The following is a 16,220-nucleotide window of genomic DNA, read 5'->3' as shown; positions in this document are numbered from 1 at the left end:
CCGCGCATGAAAGTCATGATCGCCGCCGACCTGATCCGAGCAGGGCTCGCCTTTGCCCTACCCTTCGTGGACGGCGACGTTTTCAACGTCTACCTAATTGCCGTCGGTCTTTCCGCCGCGGCCGTTTTCTTCAATCCGGCAGCCCAATCGGTCCTGCCCTCCATCGTTCGGGAACGGGACCTGGTCGCCGCGAACAGCGGGCTCTGGACCGCCGCCGTCATCTCCCAGGTTGTCCTGGCACCCCTGGCCGGTGTAGTGGTCGCAGTTTTTGGTTATGACTGGGCGTTCTGGATCAACTCCGCAAGCTACCTCGCCTCAGCCGCCGCCCTGCTACGCCTGACGGTACCTGCCCAGCCCGCCTGCCCACACCGGACCTCGTAATACCGGGACGCCCGCGGAGGACACATCGAACTCGCACGGCACCGGCTCCTGCGCGCGCTGGCGGCCACCCAGTTCTTGGTAGCCCTGTCAGCCGGAGCCATCGGCGCAGGCGCCGCAATCGGACCCCTCATCCTCACCAAAATCACGGACAACCCGCGCCGGCCCGGGTTTGTACTGGGACCATTTGTCCTCCGCGGACTGGTCGACGCCGTCCTCGCGACGATCACCGGACTGGTCTCAGCCATGTCCGCCCTGGTCGTCTACGGGCTGGGAACCTCCACCGGAGCAGTCACCTTCAATTCCCTGCTCCAGGCTGAGATACCGGAGAAACTCCGTGTGCGTATCTTCGCCACCTTCGACATGCTCTGGCAATCCGGGCGGCTCATCTCACTACTACTCGGCGGCATCGCCACTGACCTCTTCGGTATCAGAGCCGTCTTCTACCTCGGCGGAGCCCTCCTACTGGCCGCCGCCTGGACCGGCTGGCGGGGACTGAAAACGCAAACGTGACCACCTGAACATTCCTGGAACTCAATCTCCCATCTTAGGAGACCGGCCTGTTGCCTCATGTCAATACCTCCGGGAACGTGGATTCGTTGCCTCATCTGAAATCCTCCGTTTAGCTCGTGTGGCTCATAGCGTGTGCCGGGCTGCTCAGGGTGGGTTTGGTCCTGGGGGCTTGCTTGGCGGTGGTGAGGGTTTCCAGTTGGGCGGTGAGCGCGTTGATCTGCCGGGACAGGGCCAGCGGCTTGATGTGTTTGAAGGCCGCGTTCATTGTGATGACCGGTCGCTTGTGGATGTCCGGGTGGGCGATGGCGCGTTGGTGCGGGGTCTGGGCGGTGTCGTGTTTCTTGATGACTTTGGCCCCGGCGCGTTCCTTGGAGACGAGTTTCTGCTGGGGCATCAGATAGTTCGTGAATACCGCGTCCAGCTCCCAGATTTCATTGAGCTTCACCAGCTCAGCTGCGGTGCCGTACCGGTGATAGCCAACGAGTCCGCGGACCCTGGACCAGTTCTTTTGCTCCACGTAACAACCGTCGTTTTTTGGCGCCTGACCGGGACCGGGTGAAGGTGATTTCGCGTTCCTCGCAGTAGGCCAGCAGGTGATGGTTGATGAATTCCGAACCGTTGTCCGAATCGATCCCCAGGACAGGAAACGGGAACCGGGCCAACACCGAGTCCAGGGCGGTGATGACCCACTTGCGTGCCTTGTTCGGGACGCTGCGGTTCACGGTCCAGCCGGTGGCAACATCGGTAACTGTAAGGGTGAAACAGAACTCTCCGGAGCTGTTGCCGCCCTCATGTCCAACCAGGTCGATCTCCACGAAACCGGGCTTCACCCCGTCCCAGTCCGCCCACGTGCGCACCGGGATCTGACCCTTGAGCAGGGACCCCGGTTTGGTATGAAATTTACCCCGCAGAAGCAGCTTCGCCCGATCCGCCGCGAGCCGGCGATCAATGGTGGCTGCGCTCATTCCGATCAGTAACTCGGCTTGGGCATCAGTCAGCTCAAAGGCCTTCTCCGCCCGCAGCAGCGGCACCAGCACCGGCAGGAACGGAGCCAGACCTTTACCGGCCGGAGCCCGCTCCACTGCCCAGCAGATCCGCAACGCAGCCATCACTGCAGGATCACCGTACTTGGTTTGGCACGCAGGCCTCGGGCGAAGAACCTTCAGCTTGAGCGCCTCACGTAGCGCCGTCCGCGCGTAATCCCGGTGCCACCCCGTCAAACCGGTGAGCTCATCGAGGATCAGGGTTTTGCGATGCCGCCCAGCAACCGAGTACTCCGTGGCCAGCTTCCTCGTTACCGCACTGCGCTCACTCAACGACGGCTCCATCCACCCGGCGTACCCGAGCCCCGCCTCCAAATCACCACCTCAGCCGAAGGTTTCCCAATGAGGCAACGTATCCGGCTACGCGGAGGTATTAGATAAGTCAACTCGACCGGTTGTTTTGTCAGGGGAACCCCCGGAACAGTGGGCAGTGCAAAGGGTACTAGCCCTGCGAAGTAGGCTTGGCAGTCTTCCGGATGGTATGACGAGCCAAATTCGCGTTTTTAAAGCCTCCGAACCTCACCAATCAGTGGTTCGACGTCCGTCCTCCAGGACCCGTCTTTCTGTAAGCACCACGCGACGGCATCTCCCACCCACAGCAGGGGCTCCTCGTTACGGCGCATATGGGTGTACCGCAGGTTTTTGTTTTCCTGGACACGTAGTTGCTCGGCATTGGCGTGGCAAAGATCTTCGATGAGGGCTCCCAGACAGGTGGGTCGTGCGACCTTGTCGGGCTGGCCGCTCACGACATACACCACGGTCTGCACCCCGGTCGCTGCTGCTCCTTTGAGGAAAGCCCGGCGCACGGAGTCCCGCTCACTCTTGAAATGAACTGCCGGAGATTCTCTATGCCGCAGACCCTTGATGGTTGACCCGGTGGCCACAACATCCACCGGGGCAATGACTGCCGCGGCGATGTAATAGCTGCCGCTGTTGGATTCATCAACAAACACGTGTGCCCGGCGGGGCAGTACAAAATCCATGAACCGACCCTACCGGGATGCGGAAGGGAAGCCGCATCATCAGACCGGGGTGAGGTAGGTCCCGGCCAGGTTTTGCAGTTGGTAGATCCATAGGCTCCAGGCCCCTGACACCATGAGCAGTCCCACCAGGATCAGCAGGGAGCCGCCTGCGATGTTGAAGACCCGGATGTGCCGCCGGACAAATGACAGGGTTCGTGTTACCCAGCCGACTCCCAGTGCTACCAGGACGAAGGGGATGCCCAGCCCCAGGCAATAGACGAATCCCAGGAGCGCGCCGCGCCACGCGGTACCGGTGGTGGTACTCAGGGCCAGGACCGCGCTGAGGGTCGGCCCCATGCAGGGAGTCCAACCCAGACCGAACACCACTCCCAGCAATGGCGCGCCGGCGACCCCGTTCTTTGGTTTCCAGCTAAGTTTTTTGGTCTGCTGAAAGAAGGAGAAACGCCCCACCAGGACCAGGCCCATGAGGATGACGAACAGGCCCAGGATTTGGATGAGCGGGTCCTGCCAGCGCAGCATCCACCCTCCGATGAGCCCGAAAGCCGCCCCGTAGAAGGTGAAGACCAGCGCGAATCCGAGGATGAATAAACCGACACCGGTGAGGACTTTGCGCCTGTTTCCGGGGGAATTCGGGTCAGTAAGCCCGGAAACGTACCCGACATAGCCTGGCACCAGCGGAAGGATGCACGGCGATATGAAGGACACGATGCCTGCAGTAAGGGCCAGCGGAATTGCTAGGAGGAGCGCCCCTGATTGGACGGATTGTGCGAAAAACTCTCCAATCGTCACTGGAAGCCCCGTCCGCTCTCGGCCTGCCCTGGGTGCGTGTGTGGCGTCGGTTCAGCGTGCAAGGGACTGTTACTGTCCGGCCTGCACGGTCGTGGCAAAGGACGCTCCCTCATCCTCGGAGAACTCGATGCCTTTCTCTGTCGAGACCCAGATCCGCAGCTCCTCCTGTTCGTTCACGTCTGCGGCAACCGCGGAAGGCTGGGCTGTTGATCCGCCAGTTTCCTTCCACGTCTGTCCCGCGTCCTGGCTAATGTGCACAGCCCCTTCCGGGCTGATCCCTACGACGGTGTCCATATCAGCGAAGGTCGTCAGCAGGAGCACCGGTGAGTCGGGCGGCAGCGCCCAGGTCTCTCCGTTATCGGTGGATCGTTGCACGCCTTCCTCCGTGGTCGCCAGGACGATCGGCCCCTCGACGGATGCCGCAAGGTTCGCCGGTTGGACCTGCGCCTCTACTTCGGACCATTCCTTACCATCGGTTGTTCTCCGCAGTGTCCCGTCGAATCCGATGACGCCGTCTTCGGACACGGTCAGGGTGTGGAAGTCCGACTCGCCCTGGCGGGAGAGTTCCTGCCAGGTTTTCCCGCCGTCGGTTGATTCGATCAGCCCCATGGGATTGGGAAGGTCCACTTCGGGTCCCGGGTGCCCTGAGGCGTAGTACAGGTCTTTCCCGTTACTGGCGAATCCCATCAGGTCGAGGGTCGGGCCGAGCTTTTCCATGTGGTCGGCAGCAACGTCGAACAGCCCGTTGTGGGTGACCAGCAGGAGTTGTTCGGTGTCCTCATCGAACGCAAGGCCATGCACATGGCCGAACGGGCTCTCCCCCGGGGATGACGATCCGTCACTGTGCGGGGTTTCATCGTTATGTGGCGCCTCGTCGCTGTGTGCAGTCGCGCCCGCCTCACCGGAGGCCTGCTGCCCACACGCCGCCAGGAGAAACATTGCAGCGACTCCCAGGGCTGCGGTGCGCACTTTCCTGCCATTACCGGGAACAGTCTTGAGGGGCATGGAATCCCTCTCATTCACATGTTGATGGAGCTGGGGTCTGGAATGCCGCTCCACTGCAGCGGAGCAGGGCTCATCCACCCGTGGCTATTACTATCAACGATAGTAGTTGAGGATTTGGGGCGGACCAAAATCAGTGTGCCGTAGCGCTGCGAACCGGGTTCTGCGCGCTCGTGCTTACGGGGTTCCGGCATGCAAGGGCGAGAGCGAGAAAAGGCGGCAGGGCGGCGCCCCAGAGGATCAGGCCGGCGATGGGCTGGTCGGTTGTGACCGGGATATTCCAGAGATCACCCACGAGGAGGTACCAGTCTCCGCCGATGAGGCTTTCGCGTGTAGTCAGCGCAATCCCGCCAGTGATATGAAAAGCCAACACGGTCAGGAGCGCTGCGAGCTTAGCCTGCACTGCGCCAGGGGAAGGCGGATACGACAGGAGTGCGTGGGAGAGCAGGTAGCCGATCACCAGTGCGGCGCCGGTGGAGGTGATTCGTCCGGCGTTGCTGCTGACCACCGGCCCCAGCAGTGGGGTGAAGTACAGGGCCCCGTGAAATCCCACATAGAGGAAAGCCGCGGGCAGCGGGTGCACCAGTTTGCGCGTCACGGTCAGTCGGGCAGTACAGGCGAGCCATTCCCTGGTTCCCATGCTCCCATCGGGCCGCGAAGTCAGCGTGTGCTGGGCGAGCGAGACTGGACGGGCGAGGACGAACAGGACGGGCACGGCGAGCCCCACGACGACTTGGCCGGTGACGAACATGCTGGGCAGCAGCCGCGCGTAGACGGCCGGGGCGCCGTTGGTGGCCCACAGTAAAAGGGCGCACCCCAGTACCCAGGCTGCGGTCCTGGGAATCGGCCAGGAGAGTCCTTGCCGTCCTGATTTCCGTACAGCACTGAGGTACCAGCCGAGCAGCAGTGCGGCAACCGGCGCCCAGACGACATCGACCCGCCATTGGGCCAGCCACTGCATTACGCCGGGCTCCGGCGGCAAAGCAGCACCCAGGAGAGATTCCGCGGCTGTCTGGATGGCCGAATCAGCGAACGGAGACGTCCGCCCCAGGGCGACGGAGAGTCCGAAGGTAAACGCCATGACGAGAATCTCGAAACCCGCGAACAGGGCGAATGTTCTTCCTGACGTGCCCCGCGATGCCAAACGGGTGAGGATACGGCGCCGCTGATACCAGCCGGCGGCACCCAACAGGAGAGCGGCCGCTGTCTTGGCGATAAGCAGGATCCCGTAGGTTCCCTCCAGGCTTGAAGCGGAACTCAGGCGCAGAAGCGCCCCCGCGATACCGGTCACCAGAACCAGAAGGTAGCTCACTCCGGCAATCCTCGAATACCTTTGCGCGACCGAGGGAAAGTCCTCCCCCAGGGTTCCTCGCAGGACCACCAGTGCGGCCAGGCCGCCTGTCCAGATCGTGACACCGATGAGGTGAAGTCCGAGCAGGTTCACCGCCGCTTCGTGATTCGACGCGCCGTGGGCAGTCACCGTTAGTGGCAGCAGGGCAAGAAGACTGAGCAGCGTAAGGAACCCGGCGTGAAGGGTCCGTGTTGCCATCCAACACCCGGTGGCGACGATCAGCGCCAAAAAAGCGCTCAACCCCAGAGAGCGCCCCAGATCAAAACGGGTCAGGAACTGGACCATGTCCCCGCCGTTGATGCTTGAAGGACTGGATCCAGCGACATTGGAATAAGCGAAGGTGACAACAGCGGCACCGGAAACAGCCCACACCGAGGCCGCCGCCGCGGCGAACAGCACCGCTTTGGCTGCGACCGGACCAAAGCCTGTTCGCTCTTGGGACCGGTGAGGAAGCATGACCGAGGCCGCCACGAGGAAACCGATCGTCAGGGCTGCCGCGGCGTCGTGGAGGGCGCGGGCGACGGGGGTTCCCCACCGGGTGACTGGCCCCGGGTCGGGAAGCCCCGGACCGGGAGGGCCCGCAGCACCTGCTGCGGCCAGTACCGCAACGGCAGTCAGCGGCACCAGGACCAGCAACAGTCCTGCCCACACACCCCGGCGCAGAGTGCCGCTGCGGTTCACTGTGATCCCTTGCGCGCCTGCCGGCGGAGAACAGGGACCGCGATCAGTACGGCGGCCGCCGTCAACAAACCAAGACCCAGCAGCACCCCTTGGGGGGTTTGCCGAGGACGGGCGTCAGAGGCCCACATCTCGGCGTCCACATCGTTTCCGGGTGCGACTACTGGCTCTCTGGCTCCAGCTGCAGAGCCTGAGCCTGAGCCTTGTGTGACGGTAAACGAGAAGGCTTCGTTCACCGGATGCCCGTCGCCGGCGGTGACTCTGTACGCGATCTTCCAGAGGGCCGGCCCGCTCTCCGGTTGACCGGCAGCTGCCCCTGGCGGGATACGCACAACCAGCGACTTCCCCGCCGCCTCGGTCAGCGCGCCGTAGGCCGGACCGCCGGATACCGAGACCGTCACACTGGCGAACTCCAACTCGACCTGCTCGGTGAATTCAAGGGTTACTTGTTCTGGAACCGCGCCCACAGTCGCACTGTCGGATGGATCCGAGGATAAGAGGTAGGTATGTGCCGAGGCCGGACCGAGAGGAAGGGACATCGTCAGGAGCAGGACTGCAGCAAGAGAGGCAGCCAGCACCTCCCGGAGAGGCCGCCTGGCCCGGGGAGGACTACTCCTGATCCTGGGACATCCCCGATCCATCAACCACTCCTTCATTTCCGCCGTGGATCGATACCTCCACCAGGTGACGTGGCGCCTGACGCGGACGAACCCTTTTCAGTACTATCAACCGTAGTATCTTATGCTCCCGGCACCGCACCTGCGGACCACGGACGCCCGGCAGGGGTGCTATCCCATGGAAGAACCACCTCCTGGGCCCCTATCGGGCCCGCCACTACTAATCCGTCTAGTATCTTGCTACTATCTTTAGTAGTAGTTGATATTGACCGACCCAATGAGAGGAACGTAGGTGACTTTGAGTTTGTGGATACCAACCGCGGCAGCTGCCGGCCTTTTGGCCCTGGGAGCAGCTGCGCCGTCAGTAGCCGCCGGACCTCCGGCTGCCGAGAGCCCCCGCGCCACCGCTGAGGCCACCGACGATCATCACGGCATGAACAACCAGGACTCAGTTCCAGGCATGGCGCAGATGCATGAATTGATGACCAGGGACAACCCCGGCATGTTGCGCATGCACGAGCAAATGATGAACGACGACCCGGGCATGGCGCGGATGCACGAACAGATGATCGACGCGGACTCCGAGATGGGTCCGCACGGAATGATGCCTTCAAGCCCAACTCCAACCCCAACCCCAACCCCGACCCCGACCCCGACCGATGAAGGAGAACTGTAATGAGTGAAGCACTGTACGCCCTTGCACTGCTGGCCTGCCCCGTCGGAATGGGTTCGATGATGTGGTTCATGATGCGGGGCAGCAAAGCGCCTCCCACGCAGGCGGCTCCGACTGAAGCGGCGGAACTGACCAAGCTGCGCGCCGAAGTCGACCAACTGCGCGCCGGCCAGAACGACACAGCTGGCGGCACATCCCTGCCGCAGTCGACAGGGTCGACTCTTCGATGACTGAATGGGCATTGCCGGTGACTGTCCTCCTGACATCGCTGAGTGCCACGTACTTTTTCTGTCTTCGGCCTATGCGGCGGGGACACTGCGCCATGGGCCAACGGGCATCCAACGCAGGATCGGGCGAGATACCTTCAGCCCAGGCAGCCGAGCCGGCACAGTTGCGCGAGCAAGTTCAAGCCCTCAAAACGCAGCAGCAGTCGCCCTCCCGGCACTGAGGCGGGATAGCCCATCGGGTTTAGCGCGCCGTGGTGGTAACTGCTCTTTGAACGACCTCGAGTCAGGGTGGGCCGGCTAATGCATACCGTGACCCTCCTGACGCAGGAGAACTGCACGTGGTGTGAGCAGGCAGAGAACACCCTGCAGGACACCTCAGCCACCCATCCACTAGTGATTGATGACGTCGAGCTCGCCAGCACCCGGGGCCGCGAACTCGCAAAGCCTCACAGCGTTGTTTTCGCCCCCGCCATCCTGCTGGACGGGCAGCTGTTCAGCTTCGGGCGACCGTCCGAGAAAAACTCCGGCGGCGGCTCGCAAAGAACTAAATCGGTGCGCAGAATCTACTATCGTGCAGGGTCTACTATGCACGATAGGATTAGTGTCACAGGCACGTTTTCAGTTCCGGTTTACTGCATGAAGAAAGGGTCCTGGCATGCATCGTCTCGGCCAGCTTGAATCCACCATCATGGATCGGATGTGGTCCTATCAAGGGACGGCTGCTGTACGCGACATCCTGGAGGACATCCAGCGGGAGCGGGAAATTGCCTACATGACCGTCAAAACCGTCATGGACACGTTGCACCGCAAGGGGTTGCTGATGCGTGAACCGGACGGCCGGGCATTCCGCTACCGTCCCACGCAGACCCGCGAACAATACGCCGCCGCGCATATGGGTGAGGTGCTCGCCGGCGGCAGTGACCGCACGGCGACCCTGCTGCACTTCCTGGAGCAGATCCCTGCCGACGAGGTCGCGCAGCTGCGGGCAGTGCTGAACCAGGCCGCGCAGCCCAAAGCGCAGACCCAGGTGCAGACCCAGGCCAGCGAGTGAGCGTTCCGCTCCTTCTTTTCACCTACGCCGTGGCCGCTGCCATGGTGGCGCCCCTGTTGTCCAGGGGCACGTGGGCCGACCGGTCCCCGAGGGTTGGAATCTTTCTGTGGCAGGCGCTGTCGGTGACGATTATCGCGGGCATCGTCTTCGCAGGAGCAGCACTGGCGGTACCGGCCATGCCCTTCACCTCGAACCTGGCCGAGTTTCTGCAGGCCTGCGTCATGACGCTGCGGGACCAGTACTCCACACCAGGAGGCGCTCTGGTCACCACAGCCGGCGGCATCACCGCCGTCGCTGTAGTGGCTCGCGTGGGTTTCTGTCTTATCGCCGAGCTGGCCTCCGTACACCGGGCGCGCAAACTACAGCTGCGGTCCCTGGCATTACTGGGCCGCCGGGACTCCAGCGGGCAATTCCTCGTCGTGGAGCACGCCGAGGCGGCCGTCTACTGCCTTCCCGGGCGACACAACGAAATCGTGTTCACCTCCGCGGCACTGGGCGCCCTCGATGAGGATCAGCGAGCTGCGGTTCTCGCCCACGAGACGGCCCACCTGCGCGGCCGGCACCACCTGATTCTCGCCGCCGCGAACGCCATCCATCGCGCTTTCCCCCGCGTCCCGGCGTTCCGCATTGCACGCACCGAGCTGACACGCCTGATCGAGATGGACGCCGACGATCGGGCCGCACGCAGCAGCAGCCGCCTGACCGTCGCCGCCGCCGTCGTCCGGCTCGCCGAAGCCGGGCCGACGCCCAATGTCGCGTTGGGTGCAGGAGGCACCAGCGCCCTGGCACGAGTACGCCGGCTCGCCTCCCCCACAGCACCCCTTGGCGCCCTCCGTGCTGTCCTGACGGTTTCCGCAGCAGTCGCAATGCTCGTCCTGCCCCTGACCGTAGCTGCAGCGCCGGCAGTGTCGAGTGCCTACGCGCAAACCTGCCCCACAGGTTTCCCCGCCTCCACCTGATTTCCGCATCCACAGGCCCGCCTCGCCGTTTGATGGAACAGTTTCGAGACCATCCCCCGCCCGAAACAACCACAGTCTACTAAGATACGTAGTAGACTGTGGTTTCCAGGTATGAACTCAACGCGAAGGTGGTGCGGATAGTGGACGGATTAATGGACGGCGGCATGATGGGCGCGGCGGTGCTCTGGTCGCTGGCGGTGGTGCTGCTCCTGGCGGTAACAGCGACAGCGATCGTTCTCCTTGTCCGAAGGGCCGGCCAGGCTGACCCTAACAACCAGGGACGTCATTCCTCCACGACCAGGGAAGCCCGCGAAATCCTCCGCTCCCGGTATGCCAACGGTGACATTGACGACGAGGAGTACCGGCGCCGGCTCGCTTCCCTGGATGAGTCCGCGTAGCAGATAGCAGACAAACCCCATCCTCCCGCGCACTTGCCCGGGGGCTTTCCTTCCCCACTCAGCGCCGGATGAGAACAACCATCCGGCCCGTCGTGGCAACAGCTTTCCTCTACATATCGGTGCCCCGGTAGCCCTCTTTTCACAGATGATGCCGCACCCTGCACCACGCATCGATAACCGCTGAAAACCACCACGTATCTCACGCAGGCGATCCTCGTGAGTAATAAAAATCTACGAGAAAGTAACCCCCACGATGAATGACGATGCGATGGATATGACGTCCATGGAAACAGCACTGCCCGGCTGGTTGACGCCGGTGTCCTGGATCTTCGTGGCCCTGGGAGTCATCAGCGCAGCGCTGGTGCTGTATGACATCTACGGGCGACGCCATCGGCAGCCCAACGCCGCGATGGGCATCGTATGGCCAATCTCCGCCCTGTACCTCGGCCCGTTCGGCCTCTGGGCCTACAACCGGTGGGGCAAGACCCGCAGCAACACCCCGGGTGAACGGGCGGCGCAGTCCGAGAAGGATCTTCACGGAAAAGCCCTCACTGGCAGCACCCCGGGCGGTGCTGCTGCGACCGTGGGGCACTTCATCGGGGTCCCCCTCGTGGTCGCCAGCGGGTTGACCATCGCCGGAACGAACCTCTGGGTGCTGATTATCGTCATCGCGTTACTGGCAATCGCGTTGTTGTTCGTCTTTGAATACTTTTTCGCTTCCTCGGCTGACCGCAGTCCTGCGGGGAAAAGCGCCGGTGTTGCGTTGCTGACTGCCACCGTCACCGTCCTGGCCTTCGACATCGGTATGGGTGGGTGGATGCTTATCATGCACTTCGGGAACTTCATGCCGGCCCCCACCGACATCAGCTTCTTCTTCCTCATGCAGATCGGACTTGTTCTGGGGTTTCTCACCGCATACCCGGCAGTCCGGGCTCTTATCCGACGCCGCGTCACCGTCGCCGCATAAGCGCAGCACCCATAGAGGGACACCAATTCGACCGGCTGACAGTGCCGGCAGCTCCTTGTGCTGCCGGCACTGTCAGTTTCATGTACTCGAACACCACCCAACGCCACTAAGCTGCCCATGCGGGCACGACCACACCAGTGGTCTCGGCGTATCTGGGGCGTGTTCATTTTGACCTGCCCTAGAGATTAGTTACCCGCACTGGTTAACCCACCCCAAACAGCCTGAAGCTCATTCCTCATGGGGTAACTAATCCCTGCGGCAGGTCAACGAGTCAACCAAACCGTGGGCAGTCCCGATCTAGGACTACATCCCCCCGCACGACTCCTCGAAGTGGCCGCCGAACTCAACGCCTGCCCCCGGAAAATTTTGCATGACCAGACCCCAAAACAAGTCATGCTGCGCCTACTATCAGACCCACAACCACCCACCGTTGCGACGACTGCTTGAATTCACCATCGGCTTGCGGCACCGCACAACTGCCGATCAAAGCTGCGATTGACCGCCATTCCTAGCTAACAGTCACAGCTATGATTCCACCGAGGAGACCGACAACGGCACCATCAGCGGAAATCTACCTGGTGTAGCCAGTCGAGGGCTTCCCTGAAGCTTTCGAAGTACCCGACCGGATACAGCGGCTTGTGCACGGCACGGAAATGCTCGATCAGCACACGCTCCACAGCTGAATTTCCAAGGGCCGCTAGGGCCGATACGTTCAGCGATGCTGCAAGGAGAGCGAAAGCATCCCTAGATAGGGTCACCATGCCGTTGAGATCGACGAGCATGGGAGCAGCACCTTCTGGGGTTAACGCGTCCTGGTGCTCAATGAGGGCCAGGACATCCCCGGCGCTTACTGCCAAAGACGTATTCCATCGCAGCAACAGCGCACGATCATCGACGCGATCAAGCTCAAACCTCGTTTCCGTGCGGGAAGATGTCACCACAGGGTGCCTCGCTTATGTGTTCTGGTCCCACCCAGGAGGATGGATACCGGTGCCGGCGCCGAAAGGCCCAAGGGACCTACTGACGCCGACACCGCGGAGTCGGGTTTTATGCCTATCCGGTGCCCGACCGCTGGGGGAACGACCGGGCACCCAAGTATAACCACGGACAGACCAGTCTGTCTGCTATACAGTGAAGGAACCGCCATTAAAGTTGAGGGAGTTATGGGAACTGCGATCGAAACCCCAGTGAAAGAAGCTCGTGAGCGAATTCTCGCGACCTCCTACGACCTCTTCCATGAACGCGGCGTCCGGGCCGTCGGTGTAAACGAAATCATCGGCACGGCCGGTGTCGCCAAAGCCACGTTCTATACCCATTTCCCCTCAAAGGACGACCTGATCCTCGCGTTCTTCGAACGCCGCAATCAGCTCTTCACCCTCGGCTACCTCGCAGCCGAGTCCGAACGGCGCGGCACCACACCGCGGGAGAAGCTTCTGGCCATCTTCGAGATCTTCGATGAATGGTTCCACGCCCCCGACTATGCCGGCTGCCCCTACATCCGCGCCCTGCTCGAGGCCGGCCCCGGACACCCGGTCGGAGCGGCCAGCCTCTCGTACCTCAACGACGCGCAATCCGAAGTAGAGAAGGCCGCAAGCAAGATGGGCCTGAACGAGCCCCACGAATTCGCGCAGTGCTGGATGGTCCTTCTGCAGGGCTCCGTGGTCGCAGGCCTGGGCACAGACCGGGGCTCCGCCCAAAGGATCAAAAAACTCGGAAAACAGCTCATCACTCTCCATACACCTGTTACGTAGGTGCTGTGAGCTCCACGGCTGCTCTCAATGGAGAGTCCCGCAACCGCCGCAAGATCGCAAAAAACAACAGCCAGAAGCAGCCGTCGCACTGTCAGTGCAACATGCCGATCAAAGCTATACCCATAGCCTCTTGCCGCACCACTGCTGTAATGACAGGATCACATTGCTGTGTCAAAAGGCCTACAACTGTAGTACTGGAGGAGCGGCTTAACGGACGACGGAACCCGTCCGACGAAGCTACGAACGACCTCGGATTCATCCCCGACCGCCGCAGATCCAAGATCGCGGACACCATTGACGTCCTCCGTGAGGACAGCACCACAGCAAGCAACTCATCGAGCCCGGGGTCGGGTGCTGTAAGTTACGCCAGGGCGGTGATGGTGTTGGATTTCGTCGACGCGGGGCTGCTACCGATTTTGTTAGTGGCGGTGACGGTGAAGGCGTAGGTTCTCCCGGCGGTGAGACCGGTGATCGTCACGGTGGTGGCAGAGGCGGCAATGGTGACGCTGCCGACTCTTTGGGTCCCTGAGTAGGCCGTGATGGTTTGGCCGGTCAGGGCCGAGCCGCCATCACTGCCCTTAGTCCAGGACAGCGACGCCGATTTGCTACCCGCGGCAGCTTTCACGTTGATCGGTGCGGCCGGGGTTTTAGCGACAGTTTCAGTGGTGGGTGCAGCTGTGTAGAGGAGCCTGTTCGGGGTTCCGGCACTGGCCAAGGACATAACGCCGGTAGTAGCAGCACTGTTGAGCGACGCCGTGACCTGTGCGGGGGTCAGCGTCGGTTGCTGGGCGAGCAGGAGCACTGCCGCGCCGGCTGCATGCGGGGCCGCCATGGAAGTCCCGGACATGGTCGCCGTCGACGTGTTCGAGGTGTATGACGCGGACAGGATTGACACGCCGGGCGCGTAGAGGTCGACGCAGGTCCCTACGTTCGAGAAGGAAGCCTGCCGGTCGGAGGAATCGCTCGCTGCGACAGTCAACGCTGCTGGCAGCCTCGCCGGGGATGTGGTGCAGGCATCGGCGGAGGAGTTTCCTGCCGCCGCTACAGCGGTGACGCCATCATTGATGACACCCTGGAGTGCGGCATCGACGGTGGAGCTCGCGGAGCCGCCCAGGCTGAGGTTGACAACAGCCGGAGCGCCTGTGGCGTGGTGGCCGGCGATCCAGTCCAGCCCGGCGATTACATCGGAGGTGTAGCCGGAGCCGGTGCAACCGAAGACCCGCACCGGGACAAGGGTCGCGGACTTGGCCACACCGTAGGTGGTACCCGCGATCGTGCCGGCGACATGGGTGCCGTGCCCGTTGCAGTCACTGGTGCCCCGGCCGTCGGACACTGCGGACCAGCCCTGCGTGACCCGGCCGCCGAAATCCAGGTGGGAGGCAAGTATGCCGCTGTCTACGACGTAGGCGCTGACACCGGTCCCCGTGGCAGTGGTGGTGTAGGAACCCGACAGGGGCAGGGTGCGCTGGTCAATGCGGTCCAGCCCCCAGGGCGCTGGCTGTTGGGTAGCAGTGATGCTCATCACCGTGTCAAGTTCGACGGCCTCCACCTGCGGGGAGTTCACCAGAGCGGCTGCCTGGGCGGGGGTGACGGTCACGACGGCGGCGCGTACCGCCTGGGAGAACGTCCGCCCTACCCCGATCCCCTTGCCGCGCAAAGCCCGGGTCGCGGCTGCAATATCGGTGCCCGGAGCGTATCGGATTACGTATTGGGTAGCCTCGCCCACCCGGGGCTGCGCTATCCCGGGCTGCGTTGTCCCAGGTTGTTTCACATCCGGCACTACGGGTGGCGCGGCGGACGCTGCAGGCGCCATACCGGCCAGTAGCACGGCGGATACGACGGCGGCGGTGAGGAAACGGGGCACAGCTGGCAGCACGGGGGCCACCTTTCAGCTCGGGAAGCTATGGGTAGGAAAAACGAAAGCACAGGCGTAACTTGCTTCCCAAAGTAATGCCGTCAGCAGCAGCGCAGGCTCGCTTCGGGCGATCCTGCGCAAAGCCTGCCCCTCCCCAGGATTTCCTGTGCAAAATCTGGGCCTGGCAGTCTATGGATGCTTTCAAAGTGAGCCAGCCGATGACCGGGAACTAAGCTGCGTGCTTGACATGGTTCGATAGGTTCATGACGCTGATCGTGACGCCGCCGCCCGCCGTTGCAACCGAGGATATGCTTCGCCTGCGGTCAGCACTGGAGAACACTGTTCCGGGCAAGGGTCCATCGAATCTTCTGGTGGCGACCTGGAATGTGCGGGCGTTTGGGGACCTCACCGAAAAATGGACAGCCAGCCCTAGGGGATTCACCCAAACGGGACTTCCATGCCATGGCCTGCATCGCCGAGATCGTGTCCGGCTTCGATGTTCTCGCCCTGCAGAAAGTCCGCCGGAACACCACCGTACTGCAATACCTGCTGGGCCTGTTGGGCACGTCCTGGCGGTTCAACACCTCCGATGTCACCGAAGGCGCCACCGGTAACGGGGAACGCTTGAGCTACCTCTACGACACCACCCGGGTTCAACCCTCAGGACTGGTCGGAGAAATCGTCCTCCCACCCGCCACGGGCACACCGGTCCCCCAGTTCGCCCGCACCCCCTACGCCGCCGGCTTCACCCGCGGCACCGCAGGTTTCGTGTTGATGACCGTGCACGTCCTATGGGGCACCAGGGCACACCCGACACTTCTACGACCAGATCGCCTGGTTCTCCGAACCCGACGGAACCCCCATACTCAAAACCCTCACCTACACCGGACACGCCGGGCACATCGATTTCCTCCCCCACATCCTCACCGAACTCACCAAACAAGAAATATCCTGGCGGATCTCGGATCACTACCCACTCTGGACC

18 protein-coding genes and 1 pseudogene are annotated in these 16,220 nt (G+C 62.5%); 10 read left to right on the top strand and 9 right to left on the bottom strand.

Translation table 11 applies throughout. The features are described 5' to 3' along the window. Nucleotides 1-381 (top strand): MFS transporter (locus tag IWX65_RS16100; protein ID WP_196884458.1); only part of this gene is annotated, 381 nt, incomplete at its 5' end. A 24-nt stretch (nucleotides 382-405) separates the two neighbouring features. Further along, nucleotides 406-891 (top strand): MFS transporter, encoded by a 486-nt coding sequence (locus IWX65_RS16095; RefSeq protein WP_442859212.1) that lies wholly within the window; start codon nucleotides 406-408, stop codon nucleotides 889-891. Between the two features lie 109 nt (nucleotides 892-1,000). Here the strand turns inward: IWX65_RS16095 and IWX65_RS17945 are convergent, their stop codons facing one another. From IWX65_RS17945 to IWX65_RS16065, 7 genes are all read right to left on the bottom strand, one after another. Next, nucleotides 1,001-1,336: a hypothetical protein gene (locus IWX65_RS17945; protein ID WP_334683941.1), complete on the bottom strand. Its 336-nt coding sequence runs from the start codon at nucleotides 1,334-1,336 to the stop codon at nucleotides 1,001-1,003. A 4-nt stretch (nucleotides 1,337-1,340) separates the two neighbouring features. Continuing rightward, complete coding sequence (locus IWX65_RS16090; RefSeq protein ID WP_334683940.1) at nucleotides 1,341-2,207, bottom strand: transposase family protein; 867 nt, start codon at nucleotides 2,205-2,207, stop codon at nucleotides 1,341-1,343. Between the two features lie 230 nt (nucleotides 2,208-2,437). Continuing rightward, nucleotides 2,438-2,917, bottom strand: a complete 480-nt coding sequence (locus tag IWX65_RS16085; RefSeq protein WP_196884456.1) for a hypothetical protein — start codon at nucleotides 2,915-2,917, stop codon at nucleotides 2,438-2,440. A gap of 39 nt (nucleotides 2,918-2,956) precedes the next feature. Next, the gene (locus IWX65_RS16080) at nucleotides 2,957-3,706 is read right to left on the bottom strand and encodes a cytochrome c biogenesis CcdA family protein (protein WP_196884455.1); all 750 of its coding nucleotides are present in this window, start codon (nucleotides 3,704-3,706) and stop codon (nucleotides 2,957-2,959) included. A gap of 69 nt (nucleotides 3,707-3,775) precedes the next feature. After that, nucleotides 3,776-4,711 (bottom strand): F510_1955 family glycosylhydrolase, encoded by a 936-nt coding sequence (locus IWX65_RS16075; RefSeq protein WP_196884454.1) that lies wholly within the window; start codon nucleotides 4,709-4,711, stop codon nucleotides 3,776-3,778. 130 nt (nucleotides 4,712-4,841) lie between these two features. Then, the gene (locus IWX65_RS16070) at nucleotides 4,842-6,740 is read right to left on the bottom strand and encodes a cytochrome c oxidase assembly protein (protein ID WP_196884453.1); all 1,899 of its coding nucleotides are present in this window, start codon (nucleotides 6,738-6,740) and stop codon (nucleotides 4,842-4,844) included. Further along, on the bottom strand, nucleotides 6,737-7,276 hold the full coding sequence (locus tag IWX65_RS16065) for a copper resistance CopC family protein (protein ID WP_334683942.1): 540 nt from the start codon (nucleotides 7,274-7,276) through the stop codon (nucleotides 6,737-6,739). The genes IWX65_RS16070 and IWX65_RS16065 overlap by 4 nt, the downstream gene beginning before the upstream one ends. 370 nt (nucleotides 7,277-7,646) lie before the next feature. Between IWX65_RS16065 and IWX65_RS16060 the strand changes: the two genes are divergently transcribed. The 6 genes from IWX65_RS16060 (at nucleotide 7,647) to IWX65_RS16035 (ending at nucleotide 11,629) form a co-directional block, all read left to right on the top strand. Further along, nucleotides 7,647-8,030, top strand: coding sequence for a hypothetical protein (locus IWX65_RS16060; RefSeq protein WP_196884450.1), 384 nt, complete (start codon nucleotides 7,647-7,649; stop codon nucleotides 8,028-8,030). Continuing rightward, nucleotides 8,030-8,257 (top strand): hypothetical protein, encoded by a 228-nt coding sequence (locus tag IWX65_RS16055; RefSeq protein WP_196884449.1) that lies wholly within the window; start codon nucleotides 8,030-8,032, stop codon nucleotides 8,255-8,257. The genes IWX65_RS16060 and IWX65_RS16055 overlap by 1 nt, the downstream gene beginning before the upstream one ends. A gap of 652 nt (nucleotides 8,258-8,909) precedes the next feature. After that, on the top strand, nucleotides 8,910-9,305 hold the full coding sequence (locus IWX65_RS16050; RefSeq protein ID WP_196884448.1) for a BlaI/MecI/CopY family transcriptional regulator: 396 nt from the start codon (nucleotides 8,910-8,912) through the stop codon (nucleotides 9,303-9,305). After that, nucleotides 9,302-10,264, top strand: a complete 963-nt coding sequence (locus tag IWX65_RS16045; RefSeq protein ID WP_196884447.1) for a M56 family metallopeptidase — start codon at nucleotides 9,302-9,304, stop codon at nucleotides 10,262-10,264. The genes IWX65_RS16050 and IWX65_RS16045 overlap by 4 nt, the downstream gene beginning before the upstream one ends. A 98-nt stretch (nucleotides 10,265-10,362) precedes the next feature. Beyond that, the gene (locus IWX65_RS16040) at nucleotides 10,363-10,662 is read left to right on the top strand and encodes an SHOCT domain-containing protein (RefSeq protein WP_334683939.1); all 300 of its coding nucleotides are present in this window, start codon (nucleotides 10,363-10,365) and stop codon (nucleotides 10,660-10,662) included. Between the two features lie 253 nt (nucleotides 10,663-10,915). Next, entirely contained in the window at nucleotides 10,916-11,629 is a 714-nt protein-coding gene (locus IWX65_RS16035; RefSeq protein ID WP_196884446.1) for a DUF4396 domain-containing protein, read from the top strand. 560 nt (nucleotides 11,630-12,189) lie between these two features. Here IWX65_RS16035 and IWX65_RS16030 read toward each other — a convergent pair. Continuing rightward, nucleotides 12,190-12,567, bottom strand: a complete 378-nt coding sequence (locus IWX65_RS16030) for a DUF7793 family protein (protein ID WP_196884445.1) — start codon at nucleotides 12,565-12,567, stop codon at nucleotides 12,190-12,192. 249 nt (nucleotides 12,568-12,816) lie between these two features. On the opposite strand from IWX65_RS16030, the gene IWX65_RS16025 reads away from it, so the two are divergent. After that, nucleotides 12,817-13,380, top strand: a complete 564-nt coding sequence (locus IWX65_RS16025) for a TetR/AcrR family transcriptional regulator (RefSeq protein WP_196884444.1) — start codon at nucleotides 12,817-12,819, stop codon at nucleotides 13,378-13,380. Nucleotides 13,381-13,741: 361 nt separating this feature from the next. On the opposite strand, the gene IWX65_RS16020 is transcribed toward IWX65_RS16025, so the two are convergent. Beyond that, nucleotides 13,742-15,256: a S8 family serine peptidase gene (locus IWX65_RS16020; RefSeq protein ID WP_334683938.1), complete on the bottom strand. Its 1,515-nt coding sequence runs from the start codon at nucleotides 15,254-15,256 to the stop codon at nucleotides 13,742-13,744. 441 nt (nucleotides 15,257-15,697) lie between these two features. Between IWX65_RS16020 and IWX65_RS17940 the strand changes: the two are divergent. Beyond that, nucleotides 15,698-16,220: pseudogene (locus tag IWX65_RS17940) on the top strand (hypothetical protein); the annotation flags it as partial.

It is taken from the genome of Arthrobacter sp. CAN_A214 (genome assembly GCF_015751955.1).
Classification (GTDB): domain Bacteria; phylum Actinomycetota; class Actinomycetes; order Actinomycetales; family Micrococcaceae; genus Arthrobacter_D.
This window is presented reverse-complemented; position numbering and strand designations above follow the sequence as displayed.

Bases quoted from the DNA above. Each gene is read 5' to 3' on its own strand.
- IWX65_RS16085 (WP_196884456.1), bottom strand. From the start codon at position 2,917: ATGGATTTTGTACTGCCCCGCCGGGCACACGTGTTTGTTGATGAATCC.
- IWX65_RS16075 (WP_196884454.1), bottom strand. From the start codon at position 4,711: ATGCCCCTCAAGACTGTTCCCGGTAATGGCAGGAAAGTGCGCACCGCA.
- IWX65_RS16065 (WP_334683942.1), bottom strand. From the start codon at position 7,276: ATGTCCCTTCCTCTCGGTCCGGCCTCGGCACATACCTACCTCTTATCC.
- IWX65_RS16055 (WP_196884449.1), top strand. From the start codon at position 8,030: ATGAGTGAAGCACTGTACGCCCTTGCACTGCTGGCCTGCCCCGTCGGA.
- IWX65_RS16050 (WP_196884448.1), top strand. From the start codon at position 8,910: ATGCATCGTCTCGGCCAGCTTGAATCCACCATCATGGATCGGATGTGG.
- IWX65_RS16035 (WP_196884446.1), top strand. From the start codon at position 10,916: ATGAATGACGATGCGATGGATATGACGTCCATGGAAACAGCACTGCCC.